This is a genomic window from Nitriliruptor alkaliphilus DSM 45188 (assembly GCF_000969705.1).
Lineage (GTDB): Bacteria > Actinomycetota > Nitriliruptoria > Nitriliruptorales > Nitriliruptoraceae > Nitriliruptor > Nitriliruptor alkaliphilus.
In genome coordinates, this window is the sequence record NZ_KQ033901.1 from 3,175,018 (window position 1) to 3,197,462 (window position 22,445).

Sequence of the window (22,445 nt, forward strand, 5' to 3'; positions counted from 1 at the left end):
GGGCCATCGCGTCCTCTTCACCACGATGTGACGGTCCCGTCGACCGACCTGGCGACCGGCAGGTACGCACGCTCGTAGGGGAACCGTGCCGCAGCAGCCTCGTCGATGTCGGCCCCCAACCCCGGCTCCGCACCCGGGACGAGGTAGCCGTCGTCGAAGGCGTAGCTGGACGAGAACACCTCGGCGGTCGCGTCGCTGTGACGCATGTACTCCTGGATGCCGAAGTTGTGCACCGCGAGGTCGACCTGGAGCGCAGCGGCCATCGTGATCGGGGACAGGTCGGTCGCGCCGTGGCTGCCGAGGCGGACCTGGTAGGGCTCGGCGAGGTGGGCGATCTTCATCAGCGGCGTGATGCCGCCGGTGCGGAGCACCGTGGTTCGCAGGTAGTCGACCAGCTGTTCGGTCACCAGCTGGTGGAGCTGGAAGACGGAGTTGAAGACCTCACCCACGGCGATCGGCGTGCGCGTGTGGCGGCGCAGGTGGCGGAACCCGTCCTGGAGCAGATCGTTGACCGGATCTTCGAGCCAGAACAGCCGGTAGTCCTCGAGACGGTGGCCGAGCCACCCGGCTTCCGTCGGGGTGAGCCGGTGGTGGGCATCGTGCAGCAGGTGGACATCCCATCCGAGCGCCTCGCGTGCCTCGGCGAACAGCCGCGGGACGTGGTCGAGGTAGGTCTCGGTCGACCAGACGTGCTCGGGTGGTGACCCCGTCTCGGCCGGTTCGTAGAACAGGTCGCCTCGTCCGACGCCGTAGGCGTGCTCGAGGCCCGGGACCCCGGCCTGCAGGCGGATCGCCCGGTACCCGAGATCGCGGTAGCGCTCCGCGGCAGCGATCGTCTCGGCGTTGTCTCGACCGTTCGCGTGGCCGTACACCAGCACCTTGTCGCGGGAGCGGCCACCGAGCAGTTGGTGGACGGGGACGCCCAGGCGCTTGCCCTTGAGGTCCCACAGCGCCATGTCCACCGCAGCGATGGCGGACATGGTGACCGGTCCCGCACCCCAGTAGCTGCCCTTGAACAGGTACTGCCAGGTGTGCTCGATCCGATCCGATCCCCGGCCGATCAGGAGGGGGACGACGTGCTCCTGCAGGTAGGCGGCGACGGCCATCTCCCGACCGTTGAGGGTCGCGTCACCGACGCCGTACAACCCCTCGTCGGTCACGATCTTGAGCGTCACGAAGTTGCGACCGGGGGAGCAGACGATGACGCGAGCCTCGGTGATCCTCACCTCGCCCCACCTCCGAACGGGAGCGCAGGGGCCGCCGGGACGTTCGGACCGCCGGTTTGGAAGCAGTAGGGAAACATGACGTCGCTCCGTTGGAAGCAGGAGATGCAACGTCTAGTCCACTGCTACCCCGGTGTCAACGGATGGCCGCTCGGTGCCGCCGCGACGACCGAGGAGTTCGCACGGCGGCCGGCCGGGGTCGGGCGGCGCACGCCGATGGCGACGCCGGCGACGACCAGGGCGCAGCCGAGCGCGGTCGTCGGGGTGAGGGTGGCGGTGCCGACGAGGGCGGCGGTGCCGAGCGCGGTGACGGCGACGGTGCCGACGAGGAGCCCGGCGCGGTCGGCACCGAGCCTGCCGAGGGCGGTGTACCAGGCGACGAAGGCCACGACGGTGACGAACACGGCCATGTGTGCCAGCGCGCCGGCCTCGACCGGGGTGGGCCAGCGCAGGGCGTCACGTTCGAGGAGCAGCGCGCCGACGGTGAGTTGGACGGCGGCGATCCACGTCGCGTGGAAGGACACGCCGACGGCACCGATGCGGACCAGCGGGCGGACCGCGAGCAGGGAGAAGCCGACCTCGCCGGCGAGCACCAGCAGGGCGAGGGCCATCCCGACGGGGTCGAGCGGCCCGGACGCACGCTCGACCAGCAGCACACCGGCGGCGACGACCACGGCACAGGCGAGGGTGCGCCGGGCGATCGGGCGGCCGACCTGGAGCGGGCCGAGGATGGCCAGGGCGATCGGTGTGGCTCCGAGCACGGCACCGACCACGGAGGCGTCGATGCGGGCGGTCGCCTCGATCAGCACGATGTTGAACCCCGACAGGCCGATCAGCGCCACGCCGAACACCCACGCCGCGTCGCGGCGGGTCAGCGGCGGCAGGCGCCGGCCTCGCAGCCGGGTGAACGCCCACAGACCAGCGGCCGCGACGGCGTAGCGGAGGGCCTGACCGGTCAGGATCGGGTAGTCGGTCAGCAGGCTGGCCGCCGCGACCGAGCTGCCGACGAAGACCATGGCGAGCTGGCCGAGGGCGAGGGCACGTCCGTGTGAGCTGTTCATGCCCGCACGATGCCGCGGCTCCGGTCCAACGACATGGTCCAGTTCCGGTCGGCTACGTTGGACCAGTCGAGCCAGCGAGGGAGGTGGGGGCGTGGACCTCGCGCTCCAGCTCGACCCGTCGCTCCCGCCGGGACGCGCCTTGGAGCTCGAGCTGCGGGGCGCCATCCGAGGCGGCCGGTTGCCCGCCGGGCAGCGCCTGCCGTCGACGAGGGCGTTGGCACAGGACCTCGGCGTCGCTCGCGGGACCGTCGTCGCCGTCTACGAGCAGCTGAGCGCCGAGGGCTGGCTCGAGTCGCGACAGGGCGCCGGCACCGCGGTGGCCGCCGTCCCCACCGCCACCGCGCCACCGGTGCCGCCGCCCGCGGCGCCAGCACCCACCTCCTGGCGTCCGCTGCGTCCCGGCGTGCCCGACCTGTCCCGCTTCCCGCGTCAGGCGTGGGCCCGGGCGGTGCAGCGCTCGCTCGCCGACGCGCCGACCGACGCCCTCGCCTACGGCGAGCCCGGTGGCCCTGCATCGGCACGCCACGCGCTCGCCGGCTACCTCGGACGCACCCGCGGCGTCGACACCGACCCCGACGACCTGCTGTTCACCACCGGCCTGGCCCAGGGCCTGTCGCTGGTGGCACACGTGCTCGCCGCCCGCGGCGCCCGCCGGGTCGCCCTGGAGGATCCCGGCTCCCCGCCGTTCCGGACGCTGCTGCAGGCGGCCGGGCTCGAGCCGGTCCCGGTCCCCGTCGACGGCCAGGGACTGGTGACCGACGCGCTGCCCGACGCGGCCGCCGTCCTCGTCACCCCGGCCCATCAGTTCCCCGTCGGCGTGGCGCTGGCCCCCCAGCGACGACACGACCTCATCACCTGGGCCGGGACCGGCGGACGGCTCGTCCTCGAGGACGACTACGACGCGGAGTTCCGCTACGACCGGCGCAACGTCAAGGCCGTCCAACCCCTCGCGCCCGACGCGGTCGTCCACCTCGGCTCGGTCAGCAAGACGCTCGCGCCGGCGCTGCGCCTCGGCTGGGTCGTCGTCCCCCCGCGGATGCGCGAGGAGGTCCTCGCCGCCAAGCGCCACCACGACATCTCCTCCACCACCCTCAACGCGCTCGCCTTCGCCGAGCTGCTCGACAGCGGCGCCTACGACCGCCACCTGCGCACGCTGCGTACCCACTACCGGCGGCGCCACGAACGCGTCGCCGCGATCCTCACCGACCACGGCTGGACGTTGCCCGGGGTCCCGGCCGGGCTGCACCTGCTGGCGGTCGAACCCGAACCCGGCCTCGCGCGAGACACGGCGCGACGGGCCGACGAGCTCGGCCTCGACCTGCCCACGCTCGCGTCGTACCGGACCACACCCTCCGACGAGCCCGACGGACTCGTGATCGGGTTCGCCGCCATCCGTGCCGGCGAGGAGCGCGAGACCCTCACCCGGCTCGACCGCGCCCTCCGCCGGACCGGCCCGTGAGGTGGGCGATCACGTCCCGTGCGCTGTAGGTGGTGGCACCCGGGGACAGGAAGCGGGAGAGGTCGGCGGCGCCATCACCCGCGGTCACGAGCGCCGGCTCGGTGTCCTCACGGGGGTGGGTCTGGCCGAGGCCGATGGTCGCGGTCAGTGCGTTGCACAGGCAGCGGCGCTGATCGGTCTCGGCGAGGTTCCCACCCTTGGCGAGGTAGTCCTCCACCGGTTCCGCGGGGCAGCGGTAGCCGACACGGCCGTCCGGTCGCTGGTAGAGCTCGCGGAGGTAGCCGAGGTCGCAGCGCCGTGGTCGCTGGTCGTAGACCGCCTGATCGCTGAGGGTGCCGGGGAGGTCGAGGACCTTGAACGGGTAGCCGGTGGGGGAGGCGGCAGGGTCGGTCCGGACCGCGACGCGGCCCTCGCGAGCAGCGTCCAGGGTCGCCGTCCGCAGCCGGGGATCGATCCCGGACTCGTCGCAGAACGCGAAGGCGGTGCCGACCTGGATGCCGTGCGCCCCCGCCTCGCGCGCGTCGGCAAGGCCGGCCGGGGTCGCGTAGCCGCCGGCGAGCCAGTACGGCAGGCCGAGCGCCGCGATGGCGTCGAGGTCGATCGTGTCGCGAGGGCCGTAGACGGGCTCGCCGGCGTCGTCGAGGCGGAGCCTGCCACGGGGTGGCGCGTTGTGACCACCCGCCGCAGGGGTCTCGACGACGAACCCGTCGGGGCTCCCCGCTCGGTGGCCGGCGAGGAAGGTCGCCATCGTCGCCGACGACACGATCGCGAGGAACCACGGGCGCCGCACGATCGGCAGCGGGTCGCCGCCGGCGAGCGTCGACGGATCGAGGCTGATCTCGTGGCGCTCGCCGGGAGGTGCGTCGGCCACCGTCACGGGCAGGGTGACGGGACGGTGGTCGGCGAGGCGGTCGAGGACGGCGGGGATCCGCGCCGGGACCCCGGCTCCCATCAGGACGGCGTCGACCCCGGCGAGCAGCGCGCCGTACAGCGATGCCAACGTGGGCAGCTGGATCTTCTCGAGGTAGTTGATCGCGACCTGCCCGTCGTGGCCGTGCTTGGCCAGGTGGACCTCGACGAAGTTGGCGACCACCGTGAGCTCGGTCGCCGCCGGGCTCGCCGCGAGCGACGGGCGCGGGACCGCCTTGAACCGGCGGCCGCCGGCGCCCGGCCGTGCGCTGTCGAGGTAGCGGGCGCGGACCCGCTCGGCGACCGCCGGGAAGGGGAACTGGTCCAAGGCGCGCTGGACGTGTCCGCCCGGATCGCCGAGCCCGAGACGACGTGCCAAGGTCACGGCCGCAGCCGTGCCCGACACCACGCCGAGCTGTCCCTCGAGCGCGACCGCACGAGCCAGCTGCCAGCTCGAGACCCCCACGCCCATGCCGCCCTGGATGATGGGTGGAAGCACGCTGTCTCCTCGGACGCAGGTGGTCGCCACAGGTCGGTATCCGGGGAACTTACGGTGACGTAACCGTAGGGTCCTAGGGGCTGAAGCCCCTACATCGAGGGGCGTCTGCGATCGGCCCGCGTCGTCCGCCCGGATGTGTCAGGGTTGAGGGGGCGAGGGGCGGAGGGGTTCATGACCGAGGGCAGCACCCGGGTCGCCTCGGGAGAGCTGGGGGTCCCAGTCGCCGAGGCGTGGGCGCTGCTCAGCGACACGCCCCGGATGATCGCCGTCGACCCGCTGCTCGTGGCGTACGAGCCGGAGCGGGGTGTCCTCGAGGAGGGGACGCTCAACCGCGTCACGGCCCGCGTCGGCCCGTTCCGGGCTCGGCTGATGACCCGGACCGAGGTGCTCGAGCCGGGTCGGCGGGCCGTGTTCGTCTCGGTCCGACCACGCTTCCCGGTGCGCGTGCGTGCCGAGGACACGCTCGAGCCGACCGGCTCGGGCTGCCGCTACACCGTCGCGATGACGGTCACCGCGACCCTGCCGGTCGTCGGGCACCTGCTCGCACCGCTCATCGCGTGGCGGATGGCCCGACAGCGGCAGCAGCTGATCGGGAGAGTCCGTGAGGAGCTCACCCGGCGTGCGCCGGGTGCGTCGTCGGGCGACGGCCAGGGGCGTGGTTGACGGTCCCGGCCGCCCGTAGATAACCTTCCGGTTATGGACAGGGACGAGCGGCTCGACACCACCTTCGCGGCCCTGGCGGATCCCACCCGCCGGGCGATCCTGGAGCGGTTGCGGACGGGCGAGGCGACGGTGACCGAGCTGGCCGAACCCTTCGCGATGAGCCAGCCGGCCATCTCCAAGCACCTCAAGGTGCTGGAGCACGCGGGTCTGATCTCGCGGCGCCGGGACGCGCAACGGCGACCCTGTCGCCTCCAGGCTGCACCGCTCCGCCCGGCGACGGACTGGCTGACCGACTACCGCGGGTACTGGGAGGAGAGCTACCAGCGGCTGGATGCGGTCCTCGACGACCTGCAGGCGGCTCGTGCGGCCGAGGGCGCTCCCGCGGCCACGTCGGACGACGGTGCCGACGGCCACGGGACGGAGCCGGTGTGAGCACCGCACCGCAGCCGGTCGAGGTGACCACACCGGGCGATCGCGACATCGTCCTGGTGCGGTCCTTCGCCGCGCCGCGGGAGCTGGTGTGGGAGGCGCTGACCACCCCCGAGCTGCTCGGGCGCTGGTACGGCGCCCGCGGCTGGCACCTGGTGGTGTGCGAGGTCGACCTGCGCGTCGGCGGTACCTACCGGTTCGTCTCCGAGGACGGGGCCGGACAGCAGCTCGGGCAGTCGGGAACCTTCCTCGAGGTGGTCGCGCCCACCCGGCTGGTGGCGACCGAGGTGTTCGACGCGCAGTCGTACCCGGGCGAGTCGGTGGTCAGCCGCGGACTGGTCGACGCGGGAGGGCGGACCACCGTCACCACGACCGTCCGCCTGCCGTCGCCGGCGGCTCGCGACCGGGTGCTGCGCTACCCGATGGCTGAAGGCTTCGGTCAGGCGTGCGAGCGGCTCGATGGCCTGCTCGCCGAGATCGCCCCCGATCCGTCAGGAGCTCGACGGGTCACCGGTACCCGACCAGGAGGAGCCCGATGAACTGGACGCTCGAGGTGGTGGTGGTCCCCGTGTCGGACCTGGACACCGCGAAGGCCTTCTACGCCGAGCAGCTCGCCTTCCACGTCGACCACGACACGGTCGTGGGGCCGGGCCAGCGGCTGATCCAGCTCACCCCGCCCGGATCGTGGTGCTCGATCGTGATCGGCGAGGGCGTGGTGCCCCCCATGCCGCCCGGTTCGCTCAAGGGGCTGCAGCTGGTCGTGCCGGACATCGAGGCCGCGCGCGACGAGCTCCTCGGCCGTGGGGTCGAGGTGAGCGAGGTGACCGTCCTCGGTCAGAACCCGCGACCGGTGCCGCACCCGCTCGACAACGTCGGGTTCGTCTTCTTCGACGACCCCGACGGCAACAGCTGGGGCGTCCAGCAGATCTCCTCCCGGGCCGGATGAGCGTGCCGGGGGACGGGATGTCGACCGAGGCGCCCACGGCCGAACGGGTGATCGACGCGCTGCTCGCGGCCCGGTCCGAGGACCAGCTGCCCAAGATCCGGCAGCGGCTCGCCCCGGACGAGCCGGCCTTCGGGATGCGGATGCGCGACCTGTTCGACGTCGCGAAGGCGCACACGCAGCTGCCGCTGCCCGAGGTCGATCGCCTGCTGGACCACCCGGCGTACGAGCCGCGGATGGCGGCGATGTGCATCCTGGACTTCCAGGCCCGTCGGCGCCTCGACGAGCAGCGCTCGCGCGAGCTGTACGAGCTCTACCTGGCGCGCCACGACCGCATCACGACCTGGGACATGGTCGACCGCTCCGCCCCCCGGGTGGTCGGCGGCCACCTCACCGGCAGGTCCCCCGAGCCCTTGCGGCAGCTGGCGGCCGAGACCGACCCCTTACGGCGCCGCACCGCCATCACGGCACCGCAGTTCTTCGTCCGGGCCGGGGCCGATGACGACCTCGCCGCGGGGTTCGCGATCGCCCGCCAGCTGGCTGCCGACCCCGAGCCGGTGGTGCACAACGCGGTCGGGATCTTCCTCAAGCACGCCGGGACCCGCGATCCCGACGGCCTCCACCGGTTCCTCGCCGACCAGGCCCCCTCGATGCCGCGGCCGGCGCTCCGCCTCGCCATCGCCAAGCTCGATGCAGCGGACCGGTCCCGCTACCTGCGCTGATACCGGCGTCCGTCGAGCGGCCAGGTGGACGGCGCGGCACGTGGTGGTTGACTCCTGCCGCACCGCGACGGGAGGCCACCGGTGTCCGATCAGACCGCGCTCGAGGGCGCACGGCTCGTGGTGCGTGGCGAACGCGGCGAACTGGCCGTCGACCAGGGACGGATCACGATCAGCAAGCAGGCGCCGACGCGGGACGCGCCCACGACGGTCGAGTTCGGCGTCGACCAGGTGCGCGGCACGGACCTGCAGGCACCATCACGCGGCGGCCGTGGCTGGTTGCACGTCGGGGTCGTCGGGGGCTCGCCGGCACCGCCGGGCGACCTCGCGGCCGCCGGTGATCCCTACACCCTGCCCTTGACGTCCCGGTCGGTCGGATCGGCGCGCCGGTTCGCCAAGCTCGTGGACCGCCACGTCCAGGCCCGTGGCATGCCGCGCGAGACCGGCCTGAGCGAGGGCCGGTTGTCCTCGAGCGTGGCCATCACCCGGGCGCCGGTCACGCCACGTCCCGCCGCGGCGCAGGACACCACGCCGGCACCCGCGTTCCCCCCGCCGCCACCGCCCACCGACGTCGAGGACGGCGATCGTACGGAGCCGTCCGACCTGGTGGCGGAGCTCCAGGCGTTGGCGGAGCTGCACGGCAGCGGTGCCCTGACCGACGAGGAGTTCGAGCGGGCCAAGGCTCGCCTCCTCGGCTGAGGCCCGGCGGGTTCAGGTCGGGTCGTCACCGGCCACCAGGGGCACGAACCGGACGGCCGTCAATCGCCGGACCGGCACCAGCTCGCCCGACCGGCACACGTAGAGCCACACCTCCTGAGCGCCGGGGGGCCCGACGGGCGCGATGAGCCGACCGCCCTCGACGAGCTGCGAACCCAGCGCCGCGGGGACCTCCTCGGCCGCCGCGGAGACCACGATCGCATCGAACGGGGCATGGTCCGGTAACCCGCGGGTCCCGTCGCCGACCACCACGTCGACGTCGCCGAGCCCGTAGGAGGTGAGGTTCGCGCGGGCCTGGGCCGCCAGACCGGCGAAGCGTTCGATCGAGTGCACCTCGCCGGCGAGGTGGGCGAGGAGGGCGGTCTGGTACCCGAAGCCCGTGCCCACCTCCAGCACCCGTTCGGTCCCGGTGAGCTCGATCTCGGCGAGCATCGCGGCGATCAGCGACGGCTGCGACGTCGTCTGCCCCTCGCCGATCCGTACCGGGCGGTCGAGGACCGCCTCGCGGCGGGCGGCAGGTGGGACGAAGCGGTCGCGTGGCACCGCCGCGACGGCCGCGAGCACGCGCGGGTCGCTCACCCCGACGCGGCGGGCCGCCGCGACGAGCGGGTCATCACCTCGTCGACGCATACCCGAGTATGCGCTGCTCCAGGGCCCCTCGCAGCAGAGCAGATGGTCCCCCGGAACGGGGACCTGTGGTGGCTTCGCGCGGCCGTCCCTCTCCGTAGCGTCGGAGGTGCTGGAGCAGGCGCCCCGCCGGGGGCGCGCTCGGCCCTGGGCAACACGTCCTGGAAAGGTCCACCGTGCCGCCGCTCTGCATCGATGGGAACGAAGCCGTCGCCCGCGTCGCGTACGCGCTGAGCGAGGCGGTGACCATCTACCCCATCACGCCTGCGTCGCCGATGGGCGAGCACGCCGACGCGTGGGCCGCGGCCGGTCGACGCAACCTCTGGGGTGCGGTGCCGAGCGTCATCGAGATGCAGTCCGAGGGCGGCGCCGCGGGTGCGCTCCACGGGGCGATCCAGGCTGGCGCGCTCGGGGTGACGTTCACCGCCTCGCAGGGCCTCCTGCTGATGCTGCCCAACATGTTCAAGATCGCGGGCGAGCTGACCCCGACGGTCATCCACGTCGCCGCCCGGACGCTCGCGACCCACGCCTTGTCGATCTTCGGTGACCACTCCGACGTGATGGCCGCCCGCACCACCGGGTGGACGATGCTCGCCTCGGCCACCCCGCAGGAGGCACAGGACCTCGCCGCCGTCTCGCACGCCGCGACGCTGGCCTCGCGCGTGCCGGTCATGCACTTCTTCGACGGGTTCCGGACGTCGCACGAGCTCGCGGTCGTCGACCCGCTGACCGACGACGACCTCCGGGCCCTGCTCGACGAGGACGACGTCGTCGCCCACCGGCTGCGATCCCTGGACCCCGACCGGCCGGTGCTACGGGGCACGGCACAGAACCCGGACGTCTTCTTCCAGGCGCGCGAAGCCGCCAACCGGTTCCACGACGCGGTCCCCGGCATCGTGCAGACCGCCATGGACCGGCTGGCTGAGCGCACCGGCCGCCGCTACCACCTGATCGACTACCACGGTGTGCCCGATGCCGAGCGTGTCGTGGTCCTCATGGGGTCGGGCAGCGAGGCGGTCCGCGAGGTCGTCGATCACCTCGTCGCCCGGGGCGAGCGGGTGGGCGTGGTGATCGTGCGCCTGTTCCGGCCGCTGCCGACCGAGCAGCTGCTCGCCGCCCTGCCCGAGACCGCGACCCGGATCGCGGTCCTCGACCGGACCAAGGAGCCCGGCGCACCGGGCGAGCCGCTGCACGAGGACGTGGTGCAGGTCCTGGCCGACGCCGTCATGACGGGGCATCGGGACGCGCTGCCGGACGTCATCGGCGGCCGGTACGGGCTGTCGAGCAAGGAGTTCACGCCGGCGATGGTCGCCGCCGTGTTCGCCGAGCTCGCGGCGCCGACGCCGAAGCGGCGGTTCACCGTCGGCATCGTGGACGACGTCACCCACCTGTCGCTGCCGAACCTCGACGGCTTCGAGCTACCCCGCCCGGACGGGGAGCTGTCGGCCCTGTTCTTCGGCCTCGGCTCGGACGGCACGGTCAGCGCCAACAAGAACACCGCGAAGATCGTCGCGGAGAACACCGACGACCACGTGCAGGCCTACTTCGTCTACGACTCGAAGAAGTCCGGTGCGACGACGGTCTCGCACCTCCGCTTCAGTCCGCAGCCGATCCGCTCGACCTACCTGATCGAGCGGGCCGACCTCGTCGCCTGCCACCAGTTCGGGCTGCTCGAGAAGCTCGACGTGCTGGCGGCGTGCCGGCCTGGCGGCACGGTCCTGCTCAACGCCCCCTTCCCGGCCGACCAGGTCTGGGGGCGGCTACCTGCCGACGTCCAGGAGATCCTCGTCGAGCGGGGACTCCGGCTGTTCGTCATCGACGGGTACGCGACCGCCCGCGAGGCCGGGCTCGGCGGGCGCATCTCGACGGTCATGCAGGTCGCGTTCTTCGTGGCTTCAGGCGTCCTGCTGCTCGATGAGGCGATCGCCGCGGTCGAGGCCGCCGCGGAGGTCACCTACGCCGAGCACGGACCGCTGGTGGTCTCGCGCAACCTGGCGGCCATCCGCGCGGCCGGGAGTGCGGTGCACGAGGTCCAGGTCCCCCACCGGGTGACCTCCAGCTGGCGGCGGCCGGGAGCCATCGAGCGTGCCCTCGAGCTGCGGCCCAGCGACGAGGCCGACCTCTCCGAGCTCGTGCAGCGGGTCACCGCCCGGATCATCGAGGGGGACGGCGAGCTGCTGCCCGTCTCGGCGCTCCCCGTGGACGGGACGTTCGAGACCGGCACGGCCCGCCTCGAGAAGCGCTCCCTCGCCAACGAGCTGCCGATCTGGGATCCGGGCCTGTGCATCGACTGCGGCAAGTGCGCCATCGTCTGCCCGCACGCCGCGATCCAGATCAAGGTCTTCGAGGGCGACGCGCTCGACGACGCGCCCGACATGTTCCTGTGCAAGCCGTTCAAGGACCGCGACCTGACCGACCACCTGCTGACGGTGCAGGTCGCCCCTGACGACTGCACCGGCTGCGGCGTGTGCGTCGAAGCGTGCCCGGCCGTGTCGAAGTCGCAGGTCGGCCACCAGGCCATCGACATGGAGCCGGCGGCCGAGCACCGCGACCGTGAACGCGACAACTTCCGCTTCTTCCAGTCGATCCCCTACCCGGACCGCACCACGGTCCGTCAGGACACGGTCAAGCACACCCAGACGTTGCAGCCGCTGTTCGAGTTCTCCGGGGCGTGCGCGGGCTGCGGGGAGACCCCGTACCTGAAGCTGATGACCCAGCTGTTCGGTGATCGGACCGTGGTCGCCAACGCGACCGGTTGCTCGTCGATCTACGGCGGCAACCTGCCCACGACACCGTGGGGTACGGATGCGGCCGGGCGTGGACCGGCGTGGTCCAACTCGCTGTTCGAGGACAACGCCGAGTTCGGTCTCGGGATCCGGGTGGGGCTCGACGAGCAGCGGGTCGTGGCCGAGCACCTGCTCGGCCAGCTCGCCGGGCACCTCGGGGGCGACCTCGTCGGTGCGCTGCTCGCCGGTTCGGCCGCCGGCGACGAGGCGGGGATCGCCGCACAGCGTGACCGTGTGGCGCAGCTGCGGCAGCGGCTGGCGGACGCTCCCGCGGACCTGCGGCCCGCGGCCCGACAGCTCGAGGCCGTCGCCGGCGTCCTGGTCCGCAGGGACGTGTGGATCGTGGGCGGGGACGGGTGGGCCTACGACATCGGCTTCGGCGGGCTCGACCACGTGCTCGCCTCGGGCGCGGACGTCAACGTCCTCGTGCTCGACACCGAGGTGTACTCCAACACCGGCGGCCAGTCCTCGAAGGCGACGCCACGTGGGGCCGTCGCCAAGTTCGCGACGTCCGGCAAGGCGACCCCGAAGAAGGACCTCGGCCTGCTCGCGATGCAGTACGGCACGGTCTACGTGGCGAAGATCGCGCTCGGCGCCGACGAACGTCAGACCATCAAGGCGTTCCGCGAGGCGGAGTCCTGGCCGGGACCGTCGCTCCTGCTGGCCTACTCGACCTGCATCGCGCACGGCGTCGACATGCGTCACTCCATGGGGCGGATGGATCTGGCGGTCAAGACCGGCTACTGGCCGCTGTTCCGCTTCCAGCCCGACGCGGCCGAGGACACCCGACCCTTCCGGCTCGACTCGAAGCCACCGAGCGTGCCGCTGGAGGACTTCCTCAGCACCGAGGGTCGGTACGCGGTGCTGGAGCGCAGCGACCCCGAACGTGCGGCACAGCTGCGCGAGCTGGCAGCCCGCGACGTCGACGAACGCTGGCGGTACTACGAGCAGCTCGCGGGCGTGGAACGACACCTGACCGACGAGACGGAGGTGGCACCGTGAGCAGCGACCAGCCCACCGGACCACAGGGCGGAGCTGACCGCGATGTCCAGGACGGGCGCACCCTCTCGGACGGCCGCGCCCTCCACCACGACGACCTCGTCGGAGCCGGACTCGTGGTGCCGAGCGGCCCCGGGCCGGTGGGGGAGCCGGACCTGTCGGTCAGCTACCTCGGCATGACGCTCCGCTGCCCCGTCGTCGCCTCGGCGAGCCCGCTGACCGGGCAGCTCGCGTCGCTGCGGGCCCTCGACGCGGCTGGGGTCGGCGCCGTGGTGCTTCCGAGCCTGTTCGAGGAGCAGCTCGAGCACGAGATCGAGGAGGCCGATCGGTTCCACGGTCTCGGCGCTGGCGCCAACCCCGAGGCGACCTTCGGGTACACGCCCGTCCTCGACAGCTACAACCACGGGTCGGTGCGCTATCTGCGGTCGATCCGGGACGCCAAGGCTGCCGTCGGTGTTCCGGTCGTGGCGAGCCTGAACGGCGCCACCCGCGGTGGGTGGACCGAGTACGCACGGATGCTCGAGCAGGCCGGCGCGGATGCCATCGAGCTGAACGTCTACCGGGTCGCTGCCGACACCGACCGCTCGGGGCGCTCCATCGAGGACGAGACCCTCGACGTGGTCGAGGCCGTCGTTCGCGCCTGCGACGTCCCGGTCGCGGTCAAGCTGTCGCCGTACTGGTCGGCGCTCGGGCACCTCGTCGACCGACTGGTCGACGCCGGCGCGGCCGGGCTCGTGCTGTTCAACCGCTTCTACCAGCCGGACATCGACCTCCAGACCCTCACGGTCGAACCTCGGCTCGTCCTGTCGACCTCCGACGAGCTGCGGCTGCCGCTGCGCTGGGTGGCGCTGCTTCGTGGTCGGGTGGAGGCGTCGCTGGCGGCCACGACCGGTATCCACGAGCCCGACGATGTGGTGAAGGTGCTGCTGGCCGGAGCTGACGTGGCGATGACCACGTCGGCGCTGCTGCGCCACGGACCCGACCACGTCACCACCCTGGTCGACGGGCTCCGCACCTGGATGGTGGAGCGCGAGTACGTGTCCGTCGCGCAGATGACGGGGTCGATGAGCCAGGCGTCGGTGCGCGACCCGGCTGCGTTCGAGCGCGCCAACTACCTGGACACGATCACCCGCTACGCGAGCACGTTCGTGACGCCCTCGTGACCTGATCCGGCGGTGGGTTGGTAGCCGACGGCGGGCTCACGGTCCGCAGTAGGGTGAGGTGATGGCCGAGGACGGTGGATCGCGGGTGCGTGCAGGGACGGTACGACCGCCGGTCCAGCTCCCCGCTCCGACGAAGCTGCAGCGCGGCGGGCTGATCGCCGGCGTCCTCGTCTTCCTCGTCCCGCTGCTGGTCGACATCGAGGGGCTCGAGCCCGCCGGGCAGCGCATGCTGGCCATCTTCCTGCTGGCGATCGTGCTGTGGGTGACCGAGGCCATCCCCCTGGTGGCCACGGCGGTGCTGGTGATCCTGCTCGAGGTCCTGATGATCTCCGATCAGGCGCTGGTCCCCGTCGCCGGTGACGTCTTGCCCGCGGCGGGCTACTTCGCTGCGTTGGCCGACCCCGTCATCGTCCTGTTCCTCGGCGGGTTCCTCATCGCCGACGGCGCGGGCAAGTTCGGGCTCGACCGCAACCTGGCGGCCGTGATGCTGCGGCCCTTCGCCGGGAACGCACGTCGCACCGTCCTCGGCCTGATGACCATCACCGCCGCGCTGTCGATGTTCGTGTCCAACACTGCCACCACGGCCACCATGTTCGCCGTCGTGCTGCCCATCCTCGCGGTGCTGCCGCCCGGTCGGTCCCGCACGGGCCTGGCGCTGGCCATCCCGGTGGCCGCCAACGTCGGCGGGATCGGGACGCCGGTGGGCAGCCCGCCGAACGCGATCGCCCTCGGTGCGCTGCAGGCCCAGGGCGAGGGCGTGTCGTTCCTCGGGTGGATGCTGCTGGCCGTGCCGTTGATGGTCGTCGTCCTGCTGTTCGCGTGGTGGTTCCTGACCCGGCGCTACATCGCGGCGGACACGCCGATGGCGTTCGACCTGACGGCGAGCTTCGACCGCAGCCCCGCCGCGGTCGTCTTCTACGTGGTGGCCGGCGGGACCGTGCTCCTCTGGCTCACCGAGCCGCTGCACGGGATCGCCTCGTCGACGGTCGGGTTCGTGCCGGTCGTGGCGCTGCTCGCGACCCAGGTCATGGGAGGTGACGACCTCCGTGCGCTCCAGTGGCCGGTGCTGTGGCTGGTGGCCGGCGGCATCGCTCTCGGTGCCGGCATCGGCACGACCGGTCTCGACGTCTGGGTGCTGGGGCTCGTCGCCTGGGACCAGCTGCCGCTGACGCTGCTCGTGGTGCTGCTGGTGGTCACCGGGCTCGGGTTGTCCACCGTCATCTCGAACTCGGCGACGGCCAACCTGCTCATCCCGCTGGCGCTGAGCCTCGCCATCGGGCTGCCCATCGACGCGACGGCGGTCGGGGTGATCGTCGCCCTGGCCTGCGCGTTGGCGATGGCGCTGCCGATCTCCACCCCGCCCAACGCCGTCGCCTTCGCGACCGGCGAGGTGGCGACCCGGGACATGGCCGTCAGCGGTCTGGTCATCGGTGGTGTGGGAGCAGCGGCCCTGGCGCTGCTGATGCCCTGGCTGTGGGACCGGCTGGGCCTCCTGTGAGCCGCGTCGGTCCGGACGGGTCCGGGGAGGCGCCGGCGCTGCTCGCGGTGATCGTGGCGCCCGAGCCGCTCGGGCGCGCCATCGCCGAGGAGATCGACGCGGGTGTGGCCGACGTCGTCCTCGTGCGGGTCGTGCACGACGTCACCGACGCACTGGCCGTGGTCGGCGCGCTGCACCCCGTCGACGTCCCGATCGTCGTGATCAGCAGCGACCTCGGCAGCGTCGACGAGACGATCGCCGGGCTCGATCGCGCCGCCGCGTTCACCGCGGCTCGCACCCTGGTGGTCACCGATCGGTCGGCTCACACCGACCTCGGCGCCGCCGTCGACGGGGACCGCATCGACGCCGTGGTGGCGATCCCGTGGACGGCGGGGACCCTGGCGACCCACGCCAGGTCGCAGGTCGCCCGGTGGCTGCGCGCCCACCGGCCCGACGATCAGCGCCTCGACGCGCTGGTCCTGTCCGACGACCAACGCCTCGACCTGCCCGCCAGCGAGCTGCTGGCCGACCTCGAGCTCGGGCCCGACGAGGTCGCTGCCCGGCTGGTCGCGGCGATCGAGCGCGTGCTCGGTCCACGCCCCCGCCTCCGCCTGCCCACCGGCACCCGGTTGACCCACCAGGATCACAGCGTGGACGGCGTCGTGGTGGTGCTCGACGGCCACGTCGCGCTCGATCGCACCACACCCGTGGGGGACCTGCGGCTGCACCACGACTCGACGGGCCCCGTCATCGGCCTGCTGGCCCTGGCCCAGCAGCGACGGGCCTACTTCACCGCCCGCACCACCAGCGAGGCCGAGGTCGTGCACCTGTCCCTCGAACAGCTCGACCGCGCCCTGGCCGAGGAAGCCGAGGTGGGTGGCGCCCTGGCGGCCGTCGCGATCAGAGCGTTGGCTCGGCGGCTGCGCCGGTCCGAACAGCTCCAGATCGAACGCATCGAGCTCAACCGCGAGCTCGACCGCGAACGGCAGCGCCTCAGCGAGGCCCTCCACCAGCTCGAGCAAGCTCGGCTCGAACTCGTGGAACAGGCGCGGTTCGCGACCCTCGGCGAGCTCGCCGCCGGGGTGGCCCACGAGCTCAACAACCCCACGGCCGTGCTCCATCGCGCCGCCAGCTACGTCGCCGAGGACCTCGACCGCGTGCTGACCGGCCACCCCGACGCGGACGTGGGACGACGCGTCCTCGCCGCCGCTCGCGCCCGGACCCCGCGCAGCACCGCGGACGAGCGCGCGGCCCGACGTGAGCTCGAGCGGGTGCTCGGTGATCCGGTCCTCGCCCGACGGTTGACCGCCGTGGGTATCGACGACCCCGACGAGGCGCGGGGGCTCGTGGCGCGCGGCGAGGCCACCCTCGACCTGGTCGAAGCAGCCGCCGGCCTCGGGGGAGCCGTGCAGGACCTCGAACTCGCCTCGCGTCGTGTAGGCGAGCTGGTGGCCAGCCTCCGCGCCTACGCGCGGCCCGACGCCGAACCCGTCGCCGACGTCGACCTGCACGCCGGACTCGAGGACACCATCCGCCTGACCGCGCACCGGCTCCGCGGTATCGACCTCCAGCGGGCGTACGGGCAGCTCCCACCGGTGCGGTGCCACCCGGGCCAGCTCGACCAGGTCTGGACCAACCTGCTCGTCAACGCCGCCGAGGAGCTCGACGGCAGCGGGTCGATCACGATCGCGACCGACCGCCCGGACCCCGACCACGTCCGCATCCGCATCGTCGACGACGGCCCCGGCATCGACCCCGACGTGCTGCCCCGCGTGTTCGAACCCCGGTTCACCACCAAGCAGGGCACGGTGCGCTACGGCCTCGGGCTCGGGTTGGCGATCGCGCGGCGTATCGTCGAGCACCACGGCGGGTCCATCGCGCTCGAATCCCGGCCGGGGCGGACCGTGGCGATCGTGGTGCTACCCGTGGCAGGACCGCCCGACGACACCCCGGCGTGAGCCGACGAGGAGGACCGATCCGATGCGGCTGACGGTGTTGATCCTGGAGGACGAGCCCGCCGTCCGTCACGCCATCGAGCGTGACCTCTCGGAGATCGCCGACGTCGTCCGGCTCGAGGCGGCCGAGGACGTGGCGGACGCGTGGCAGGTGGTCGACGAGGTGGACGGCGACGGGGACCGGCTGGCGCTCGTCCTCGCCGACCACCGGCTGCCGGGCACCAGCGGCGTCGACTTCCTGGTGCAGATGCAGGACGATCCACGCACGGTCGCGGCACGCACGGTCCTGGTCACCGGCCAGGCGGACCAACAGGACACCATCCGGGCGGTCAACGCGGCCGGGCTCGACCGCTACATCGCCAAGCCGTGGGAGCCCGACGAGCTCCGCGAGGTGGTCCGCGACCAGCTGACCGAGCACGTCCTCGATCAGGGGCTCGACCCGCTGCCGCACCTGCGCGCGCTCGACGCGACACGGGTGATGCCGGTGATCCGTCAGCTCGGCGACCGCTGACCCGGGGTCAGGGGCGCCGCCGGGGCCGCGGCTGACCCTGCCGTTCGAGCCTCCACGTCGTCGACGTCGACACCGGCGTCACGCGAGACGGAGACGATCGCGATCAGCAGCAGCAGGATCAGGATCGCGGCGCTGAGGAGGGTTCGGTTGCGAGGCCGCATCTCGCGATGTCAGACGCGGACGTGGCGTCGCGCGGCGACGATCGTCCCGCGGCCGGCCTCGACCAGGGTGAGGGTCTCGCGGACCGCCGCGGCGACGTCCTCGGGCAGGTCGACCTCGGCGGCCAGACGGCTGAGCCGCGACGCGGCCTCGTCGAGCAGGTCGTGCACCTTGGTGGTCGCCAGCCGGGCCTCCATCACCGCCCACGAGTCGGGGACGGCAGGCGCGTCGGGGTCGGGCGGGTTCTGCAGGATCTTGATGGCCATCGGTGTTCCTCCGGAGGACGCTCGAGCATCGCTCCCCTTCCCACTGTCGCACAGAGGCGAAGGCCACGGACGCGCAGGACCCATCCATCCGGTCGGTGCGTCAGGACCGCACGATGCGGCGCCCTCAGGACCGCACGATGCGGCGCCCCGTGATGTGCTCGACCTCGACGCGGACCCAGAAGGGCTTGTCGTCCGGGATGGCCCAGGGCTCGAACGGCCGCGCGAGCAGGGCTTCCTCGACCTCGGGGTCGGTCACGATCGATGCCTGACCCTGTGCCAGCACGCTCCAGCCCTCACGCGTGTCCGGGTCGCCGCTGTCGGCCTGGACGGCCACGGTCCCGCTGCCGGCGGCTGCGGCCAGCTTCGAGCCGGTCGCCGTCCGGAAGAAGATCGCGTCGTCGTGGAGCAGGATGTTGATCGGCAGGACGCTGGGCACGCCGTCGAGGCTGAACGCCAGACGCGCCCACGCGGCCGACTCGAGCAACGTCACGCACTCGTCCGGGTCGATCGCGACCAGATCGCCGGGCCGTGGTGGTGGCTTCATCGTGTCCTCCTGCTCGTGGTGAGGCTAGTGCTGCCCGGGGCCGTCGGTGCCCCCTCCGGCCACGGTCCCGCGGGGCCGGCTGGTGCTCCCGCGGCAGAGCACGATGACGTGGTCAGCGGCGACCGCGACGTCGTGGGCGGTCGCCGGCGACAGGTCGGTACCGATGCTCAGATCGTGGGCGGGGATCGCCACGGTGACGACCTCGGCCGGGGGAGCACCGAGCGCCGCGGACAGCCGCACCAGCGCCGGCACGTCCAGGCGGTGGCTGAACGCCGACGGGGTGGCCTCGGCCCGGACGTTCTGGACGGTGACGGTGGTCGCATCGACCGACGCGTCGACCACGATGAGCAGGTCGCGTCCGGTCGCCTCGTCCGCGAGCTCGGGGGTCAGCTGGTGGACCGACCGGAGCTCCACGCGGTCGGTCGGTAGCTTCCCGCGCAGGCGTTCGACCACGCGACGTCCTGCCGCATCGTCACGTCGCAGTTCGCTGCCGACGCCGACCACCAGCACCGGCGGTCGCGGTGCCGTCGTCGTCCCCCGCTCGGCGTTCAGTCGCGGCTCCGTTCGCACACGACCGTGCCGTCGGGCGCCACCAGCTGCACCAGCATCGGCATCTGCCCGATCGCGTGGGTGGAACACGACAAGCAGGGGTCGTAGGCGCGGATACCGGCCTCGACGCGGTTGAGCACGCCGTCGGGCAACGTCGGGCCGTCGACGTAGGCGCGCGCGATCTCGAGGATCGTGCGGTTCATCGCCAGGGCGTTCTGACCCGTCGCGATGATCATGTCGACGTCGGTGACCAGCCCGTCCTCGTCCACGGTGTAATCGTGGAACAGCGTCCCGCGCGGCGCTTCGGAGGAGCCGACGCCGCGCCGCCGGTTGATCCCACCCCGTGCCCTGACGAGGGGGTCGAGCAAGCCGGGGTCGTCGAGGATGGTGCCGATCCGCTCGATGGAGGCCACCACCTCCAGGACGCGGGCGTGGTGGTAGTGGAACGCGGACGAGGCGATGCGGCCGACACGATCGCGGAACGCAGCCAGGCCGGCGTCGGCCTCGGGGGTCCCGAAGCGGTCGGCGATGTTGATCCGCGCGAGCGGACCGACGCGGTACATCCCCGGTGAGGGGTCGCCGTCCACCACCAGGTCCCGCCAGTAGGGGACCTTGAGGTAGGAGTCGTGCACCGCAGCTTCGCCGAGGACGCTGCGGTACTCGGCCGGGTCGAGCTGGTCGACCACGGTGGCACCGTCGGCGTCGATGACGCGCAGGTGGCCGTCGAGGTGCGCCCAGGTGCCGTCGGGTGCGCAGTGCGCCAGGTAGAGGGACGGGAAGCGGCCGAACACCTCCACCTCGCGGGCGAGACGCTCCTCGATCACGGCCAGGGAGCGCAGCGTCTCGGTCGCGGCGCCGAGCGACTCGTCGAGCCAGGCCCGCAGCCCGTCCCTCGCCTCGGTCGTGAACGGGTGCGCGACACCGCCGGGCACGATGCCCCTCCCGTGGATCCGTTCGCCGGCGACGGCAGCGATGACCTCCTGGCCGAACTGCCGCAGGCGGATACCGCGACGCACGAGCTCGGGTTCCGAGGCCATCAGACCGAAGACGTTGCGCGACGCCGGGTCGGCGTCCATCCCGAGCAGCAGGTCGGGGGCCGACAGGTGGAAGAAGCTCAGCACGTGGGATTGCACGATCTGGCCGAGGTTGGCCAGCTTGCGTTGGAGCGTCGCCGCCGGCGGGATCGTGACCGCGAGGATCGCGTCGACGGCCTTGGCGGACGCGAGCAGGTGGCTGACCGGGCAGATGCCGCAGGTCCGTGCCGTCAGCCCCGGCATCTCGGCGACCGGACGGCCGCGGCAGAACTCCTCGAAACCGCGGAACTCGGTCACGTGGAAACGCGCGTCGGTGACCTGTCCCTCGTCGTCGAGGTGGAGGGTGATCTTGGCGTGGCCCTCGATCCGGGACACCGGATCGATCACGTGGATGTCGTGCACGCTGCCTCCGACGGTCGTCGGTCAGTTGCCGAACCGGGGTGGGTCCAGGGGATGGCGGGTGAGTGCCGTGGTGACGTCCTCGCCTGCCTCGATGGCGTCGAGCAGGGCGAAGATCGCCGTCGCGATGCGGGTCGCTGACGGCGGACAGCCGGTGAGGTGGACGTCGACGGGGATGACCTCGTGGAGGGGGAGGGCCTGGGGCAGGAGCTTCGGGACGACCACCGTCGGGATCTGGTGACCGAGGTCGGTCCCGTCGACGTAGACCCGACGGAGCATCGCGTCCGGGTCACCGAGACCGTTGCGGAGGGCCGTGATGTTGCCGGTGATCGCGCAGTCGCCGAAGGACACCACCACCCGGGCGTTGGCCCGGATCGTGCGAGCCAGGGCGAGGTTGTCGGTGTTGGCGACGGCGCCCTCGACCAGGACCAGATCCACGTCCGGTGGGAACACCTTCACGTCCGACAGCGGACCGAACACCACGTCGGCGCGTGCGGCCAGGTCGAACAGCACCTCGTCGAGGTCCAGGAAGGACATGTGGCAGCCCGAGCAACCACCGAGCCACGCGGTGGCCAGCCGGGGGCGACGTCCGAGCGGTGTGCTCACGGTCCCGCCTCCTCGCCCTGCACCGGCGGGCGGTCGTCCCAGCTGCCGGCACGTGCCTCGACCAGCCACGCCGCGACGCCGGGGTCGGGGCGGCGCTCGCCCGACGACGTACCGTGCTCGAACAGGGCTCCCGTCGGGCAGACGGCGACGCACTTGCCGCACGAGGTGCAGGCGGACACCTCACCCCACGGCTGGTCCATCCCCGCGATGAGTCGGGCACCGTTGCCACGGTGCGCGAGGTCCCAGACGTCGGCGCCCTCGACCTCGTGGCAGACGCGGACGCACCTCGTGCACAGCACGCACCGGTCCCGGTCGAGCACGAACCGCGGGTGGCTGGCGTCCACCTCGTGGCGCGGGAAGGCCATCGTGTGCGGGACGTGGTCGACCCCGGTGCTCGTCGCCAGCGCCTGCAGCTCGCACGCGCCGCTCGCCACGCACGCGGCGCAGACGTGACTGCCCTCGGCGAACAGCAGAGACACGATCGTGCGCCGGTGCTCGACGAGCCGCTCGGTGGCGGTGCGGACCTCCATGTCCGGGTGCACCGGCGTGGCGCACGCCAGCAGCGGTCGGACGTGGCCGTCGACCTCGACGATGCAGACCCGGCACCCACCGTGCACCGAGAGGCCATCGAGGTGGCACAACGTCGGGATCGGGACCTCGCAGCGCCGGGCGAGCGCCAGGATCGTCTCGCCCTCGTGCGCCAGGACCTCCTGCCCGTCGAGCACGACGGGGACGGTCGGCCGCGTGG

22 protein-coding genes are annotated in these 22,445 nt (G+C 72.6%); 12 read left to right on the top strand and 10 right to left on the bottom strand.

Features of this window, described 5'->3' with window-relative positions; translation table 11 throughout:
* Window positions 1-17: 17 nt before the first annotated feature.
* Both manD and NITAL_RS14785 read right to left on the bottom strand, forming a co-directional pair.
* Complete coding sequence (manD, locus tag NITAL_RS14780) at window positions 18-1,226, bottom strand: D-mannonate dehydratase ManD (protein ID WP_052667019.1); 1,209 nt, start codon at window positions 1,224-1,226, stop codon at window positions 18-20.
* Window positions 1,227-1,348: 122 nt separating this feature from the next.
* Window positions 1,349-2,284 carry a DMT family transporter gene (locus NITAL_RS14785; protein ID WP_052667020.1) on the bottom strand — a complete coding sequence of 312 codons (936 nt, stop codon included), beginning with the start codon at window positions 2,282-2,284 and terminating at the stop codon, window positions 1,349-1,351.
* Window positions 2,285-2,375: 91 nt separating this feature from the next.
* Here NITAL_RS14785 and pdxR point away from each other — a divergent pair, with 91 nt between their 5' ends.
* Entirely contained in the window at window positions 2,376-3,743 is a 1,368-nt protein-coding gene (pdxR, locus tag NITAL_RS14790; RefSeq protein WP_169786850.1) for a MocR-like pyridoxine biosynthesis transcription factor PdxR, read from the top strand.
* Here the strand turns inward: pdxR and NITAL_RS14795 are convergent.
* Window positions 3,703-5,124 (bottom strand): nitronate monooxygenase, encoded by a 1,422-nt coding sequence (locus tag NITAL_RS14795; protein ID WP_052669704.1) that lies wholly within the window; start codon window positions 5,122-5,124, stop codon window positions 3,703-3,705. The two genes, pdxR and NITAL_RS14795, sit on opposite strands and share 41 nt — an antisense overlap.
* Window positions 5,125-5,322: 198 nt before the next feature.
* Between NITAL_RS14795 and NITAL_RS14800 the strand changes: the two genes are divergently transcribed.
* The 6 genes from NITAL_RS14800 to NITAL_RS28565 all read left to right on the top strand — a co-directional run bounded on the left by NITAL_RS14800 (window position 5,323) and on the right by NITAL_RS28565 (window position 8,604).
* Window positions 5,323-5,814: an SRPBCC family protein gene (locus NITAL_RS14800; protein WP_052667021.1), complete on the top strand. Its 492-nt coding sequence runs from the start codon at window positions 5,323-5,325 to the stop codon at window positions 5,812-5,814.
* 33 nt (window positions 5,815-5,847) lie between these two features.
* A complete protein-coding gene (locus NITAL_RS14805; protein ID WP_052667022.1) occupies window positions 5,848-6,246 on the top strand; it encodes an ArsR/SmtB family transcription factor in 399 nt (132 codons plus the stop codon).
* Window positions 6,243-6,782, top strand: a complete 540-nt coding sequence (locus NITAL_RS14810; protein WP_083441605.1) for an SRPBCC domain-containing protein — start codon at window positions 6,243-6,245, stop codon at window positions 6,780-6,782. The genes NITAL_RS14805 and NITAL_RS14810 overlap by 4 nt, the downstream gene beginning before the upstream one ends.
* Complete coding sequence (locus NITAL_RS14815; RefSeq protein WP_052667023.1) at window positions 6,779-7,189, top strand: VOC family protein; 411 nt, start codon at window positions 6,779-6,781, stop codon at window positions 7,187-7,189. Before NITAL_RS14810 ends, NITAL_RS14815 begins: the two co-directional genes overlap by 4 nt.
* Entirely contained in the window at window positions 7,186-7,908 is a 723-nt protein-coding gene (locus NITAL_RS14820; protein ID WP_211262424.1) for a DNA alkylation repair protein, read from the top strand. The genes NITAL_RS14815 and NITAL_RS14820 overlap by 4 nt, the downstream gene beginning before the upstream one ends.
* Window positions 7,909-7,989: 81 nt before the next feature.
* Entirely contained in the window at window positions 7,990-8,604 is a 615-nt protein-coding gene (locus NITAL_RS28565; RefSeq protein ID WP_052667024.1) for an SHOCT domain-containing protein, read from the top strand.
* 12 nt (window positions 8,605-8,616) lie between these two features.
* On the opposite strand, the gene NITAL_RS14830 is transcribed toward NITAL_RS28565, so the two are convergent.
* Complete coding sequence (locus NITAL_RS14830) at window positions 8,617-9,252, bottom strand: protein-L-isoaspartate(D-aspartate) O-methyltransferase (RefSeq protein WP_052667025.1); 636 nt, start codon at window positions 9,250-9,252, stop codon at window positions 8,617-8,619.
* A gap of 173 nt (window positions 9,253-9,425) precedes the next feature.
* Between NITAL_RS14830 and nifJ the strand changes: the two genes are divergently transcribed.
* The 5 genes from nifJ to NITAL_RS14855 all read left to right on the top strand — a co-directional run bounded on the left by nifJ (window position 9,426) and on the right by NITAL_RS14855 (window position 18,140).
* Entirely contained in the window at window positions 9,426-13,037 is a 3,612-nt protein-coding gene (gene nifJ, locus NITAL_RS14835) for a pyruvate:ferredoxin (flavodoxin) oxidoreductase (RefSeq protein WP_211262426.1), read from the top strand.
* Window positions 13,034-14,197, top strand: a complete 1,164-nt coding sequence (locus tag NITAL_RS14840; RefSeq protein ID WP_211262427.1) for a dihydroorotate dehydrogenase-like protein — start codon at window positions 13,034-13,036, stop codon at window positions 14,195-14,197. Before nifJ ends, NITAL_RS14840 begins: the two co-directional genes overlap by 4 nt.
* A 61-nt stretch (window positions 14,198-14,258) precedes the next feature.
* Window positions 14,259-15,695, top strand: a complete 1,437-nt coding sequence (locus NITAL_RS14845; RefSeq protein ID WP_052667027.1) for an SLC13 family permease — start codon at window positions 14,259-14,261, stop codon at window positions 15,693-15,695.
* Window positions 15,692-17,632, top strand: a complete 1,941-nt coding sequence (locus NITAL_RS14850; RefSeq protein ID WP_052667028.1) for a sensor histidine kinase — start codon at window positions 15,692-15,694, stop codon at window positions 17,630-17,632. The genes NITAL_RS14845 and NITAL_RS14850 overlap by 4 nt, the downstream gene beginning before the upstream one ends.
* A gap of 22 nt (window positions 17,633-17,654) precedes the next feature.
* A complete protein-coding gene (locus NITAL_RS14855; protein WP_052667029.1) occupies window positions 17,655-18,140 on the top strand; it encodes a response regulator in 486 nt (161 codons plus the stop codon).
* A 170-nt stretch (window positions 18,141-18,310) separates the two neighbouring features.
* Here the strand turns inward: NITAL_RS14855 and NITAL_RS14865 are convergent, their stop codons facing one another.
* The 6 genes from NITAL_RS14865 to NITAL_RS14890 all read right to left on the bottom strand — a co-directional run bounded on the left by NITAL_RS14865 (window position 18,311) and on the right by NITAL_RS14890 (window position 22,422).
* Window positions 18,311-18,565: a hypothetical protein gene (locus NITAL_RS14865; RefSeq protein WP_052667031.1), complete on the bottom strand. Its 255-nt coding sequence runs from the start codon at window positions 18,563-18,565 to the stop codon at window positions 18,311-18,313.
* A 124-nt stretch (window positions 18,566-18,689) separates the two neighbouring features.
* Entirely contained in the window at window positions 18,690-19,109 is a 420-nt protein-coding gene (locus NITAL_RS14870; protein WP_052667032.1) for a pyridoxamine 5'-phosphate oxidase family protein, read from the bottom strand.
* Between the two features lie 24 nt (window positions 19,110-19,133).
* Complete coding sequence (locus NITAL_RS14875; RefSeq protein ID WP_342674207.1) at window positions 19,134-19,748, bottom strand: hydrogenase maturation protease; 615 nt, start codon at window positions 19,746-19,748, stop codon at window positions 19,134-19,136.
* Complete coding sequence (locus tag NITAL_RS14880) at window positions 19,658-21,094, bottom strand: Ni/Fe hydrogenase subunit alpha (RefSeq protein ID WP_052667034.1); 1,437 nt, start codon at window positions 21,092-21,094, stop codon at window positions 19,658-19,660. Before NITAL_RS14880 ends, NITAL_RS14875 begins: the two co-directional genes overlap by 91 nt.
* A gap of 21 nt (window positions 21,095-21,115) precedes the next feature.
* The gene (locus NITAL_RS14885; protein WP_211262428.1) at window positions 21,116-21,697 is read right to left on the bottom strand and encodes an NADH-quinone oxidoreductase subunit B family protein; all 582 of its coding nucleotides are present in this window, start codon (window positions 21,695-21,697) and stop codon (window positions 21,116-21,118) included.
* Window positions 21,694-22,422: a 2Fe-2S iron-sulfur cluster-binding protein gene (locus NITAL_RS14890; RefSeq protein WP_211262429.1), complete on the bottom strand. Its 729-nt coding sequence runs from the start codon at window positions 22,420-22,422 to the stop codon at window positions 21,694-21,696. Before NITAL_RS14890 ends, NITAL_RS14885 begins: the two co-directional genes overlap by 4 nt.
* Window positions 22,423-22,445: the final 23 nt, after the last annotated feature.

Excerpts from the sequence above, each read along its gene's own strand:
- NITAL_RS14785 (WP_052667020.1), bottom strand. The coding sequence starts at position 2,284 with ATGAACAGCTCACACGGACGTGCCCTCGCCCTCGGCCAGCTCGCCATG.
- NITAL_RS14795 (WP_052669704.1), bottom strand. The coding sequence starts at position 5,124 with ATGGGCGTGGGGGTCTCGAGCTGGCAGCTGGCTCGTGCGGTCGCGCTC.
- NITAL_RS14800 (WP_052667021.1), top strand. The coding sequence starts at position 5,323 with ATGACCGAGGGCAGCACCCGGGTCGCCTCGGGAGAGCTGGGGGTCCCA.
- NITAL_RS14805 (WP_052667022.1), top strand. The coding sequence starts at position 5,848 with ATGGACAGGGACGAGCGGCTCGACACCACCTTCGCGGCCCTGGCGGAT.
- NITAL_RS14815 (WP_052667023.1), top strand. The coding sequence starts at position 6,779 with ATGAACTGGACGCTCGAGGTGGTGGTGGTCCCCGTGTCGGACCTGGAC.
- NITAL_RS14820 (WP_211262424.1), top strand. The coding sequence starts at position 7,186 with ATGAGCGTGCCGGGGGACGGGATGTCGACCGAGGCGCCCACGGCCGAA.
- NITAL_RS14830 (WP_052667025.1), bottom strand. The coding sequence starts at position 9,252 with ATGCGTCGACGAGGTGATGACCCGCTCGTCGCGGCGGCCCGCCGCGTC.
- NITAL_RS14845 (WP_052667027.1), top strand. The coding sequence starts at position 14,259 with ATGGCCGAGGACGGTGGATCGCGGGTGCGTGCAGGGACGGTACGACCG.
- NITAL_RS14855 (WP_052667029.1), top strand. The coding sequence starts at position 17,655 with ATGCGGCTGACGGTGTTGATCCTGGAGGACGAGCCCGCCGTCCGTCAC.
- NITAL_RS14865 (WP_052667031.1), bottom strand. The coding sequence starts at position 18,565 with ATGGCCATCAAGATCCTGCAGAACCCGCCCGACCCCGACGCGCCTGCC.
- NITAL_RS14870 (WP_052667032.1), bottom strand. The coding sequence starts at position 19,109 with ATGAAGCCACCACCACGGCCCGGCGATCTGGTCGCGATCGACCCGGAC.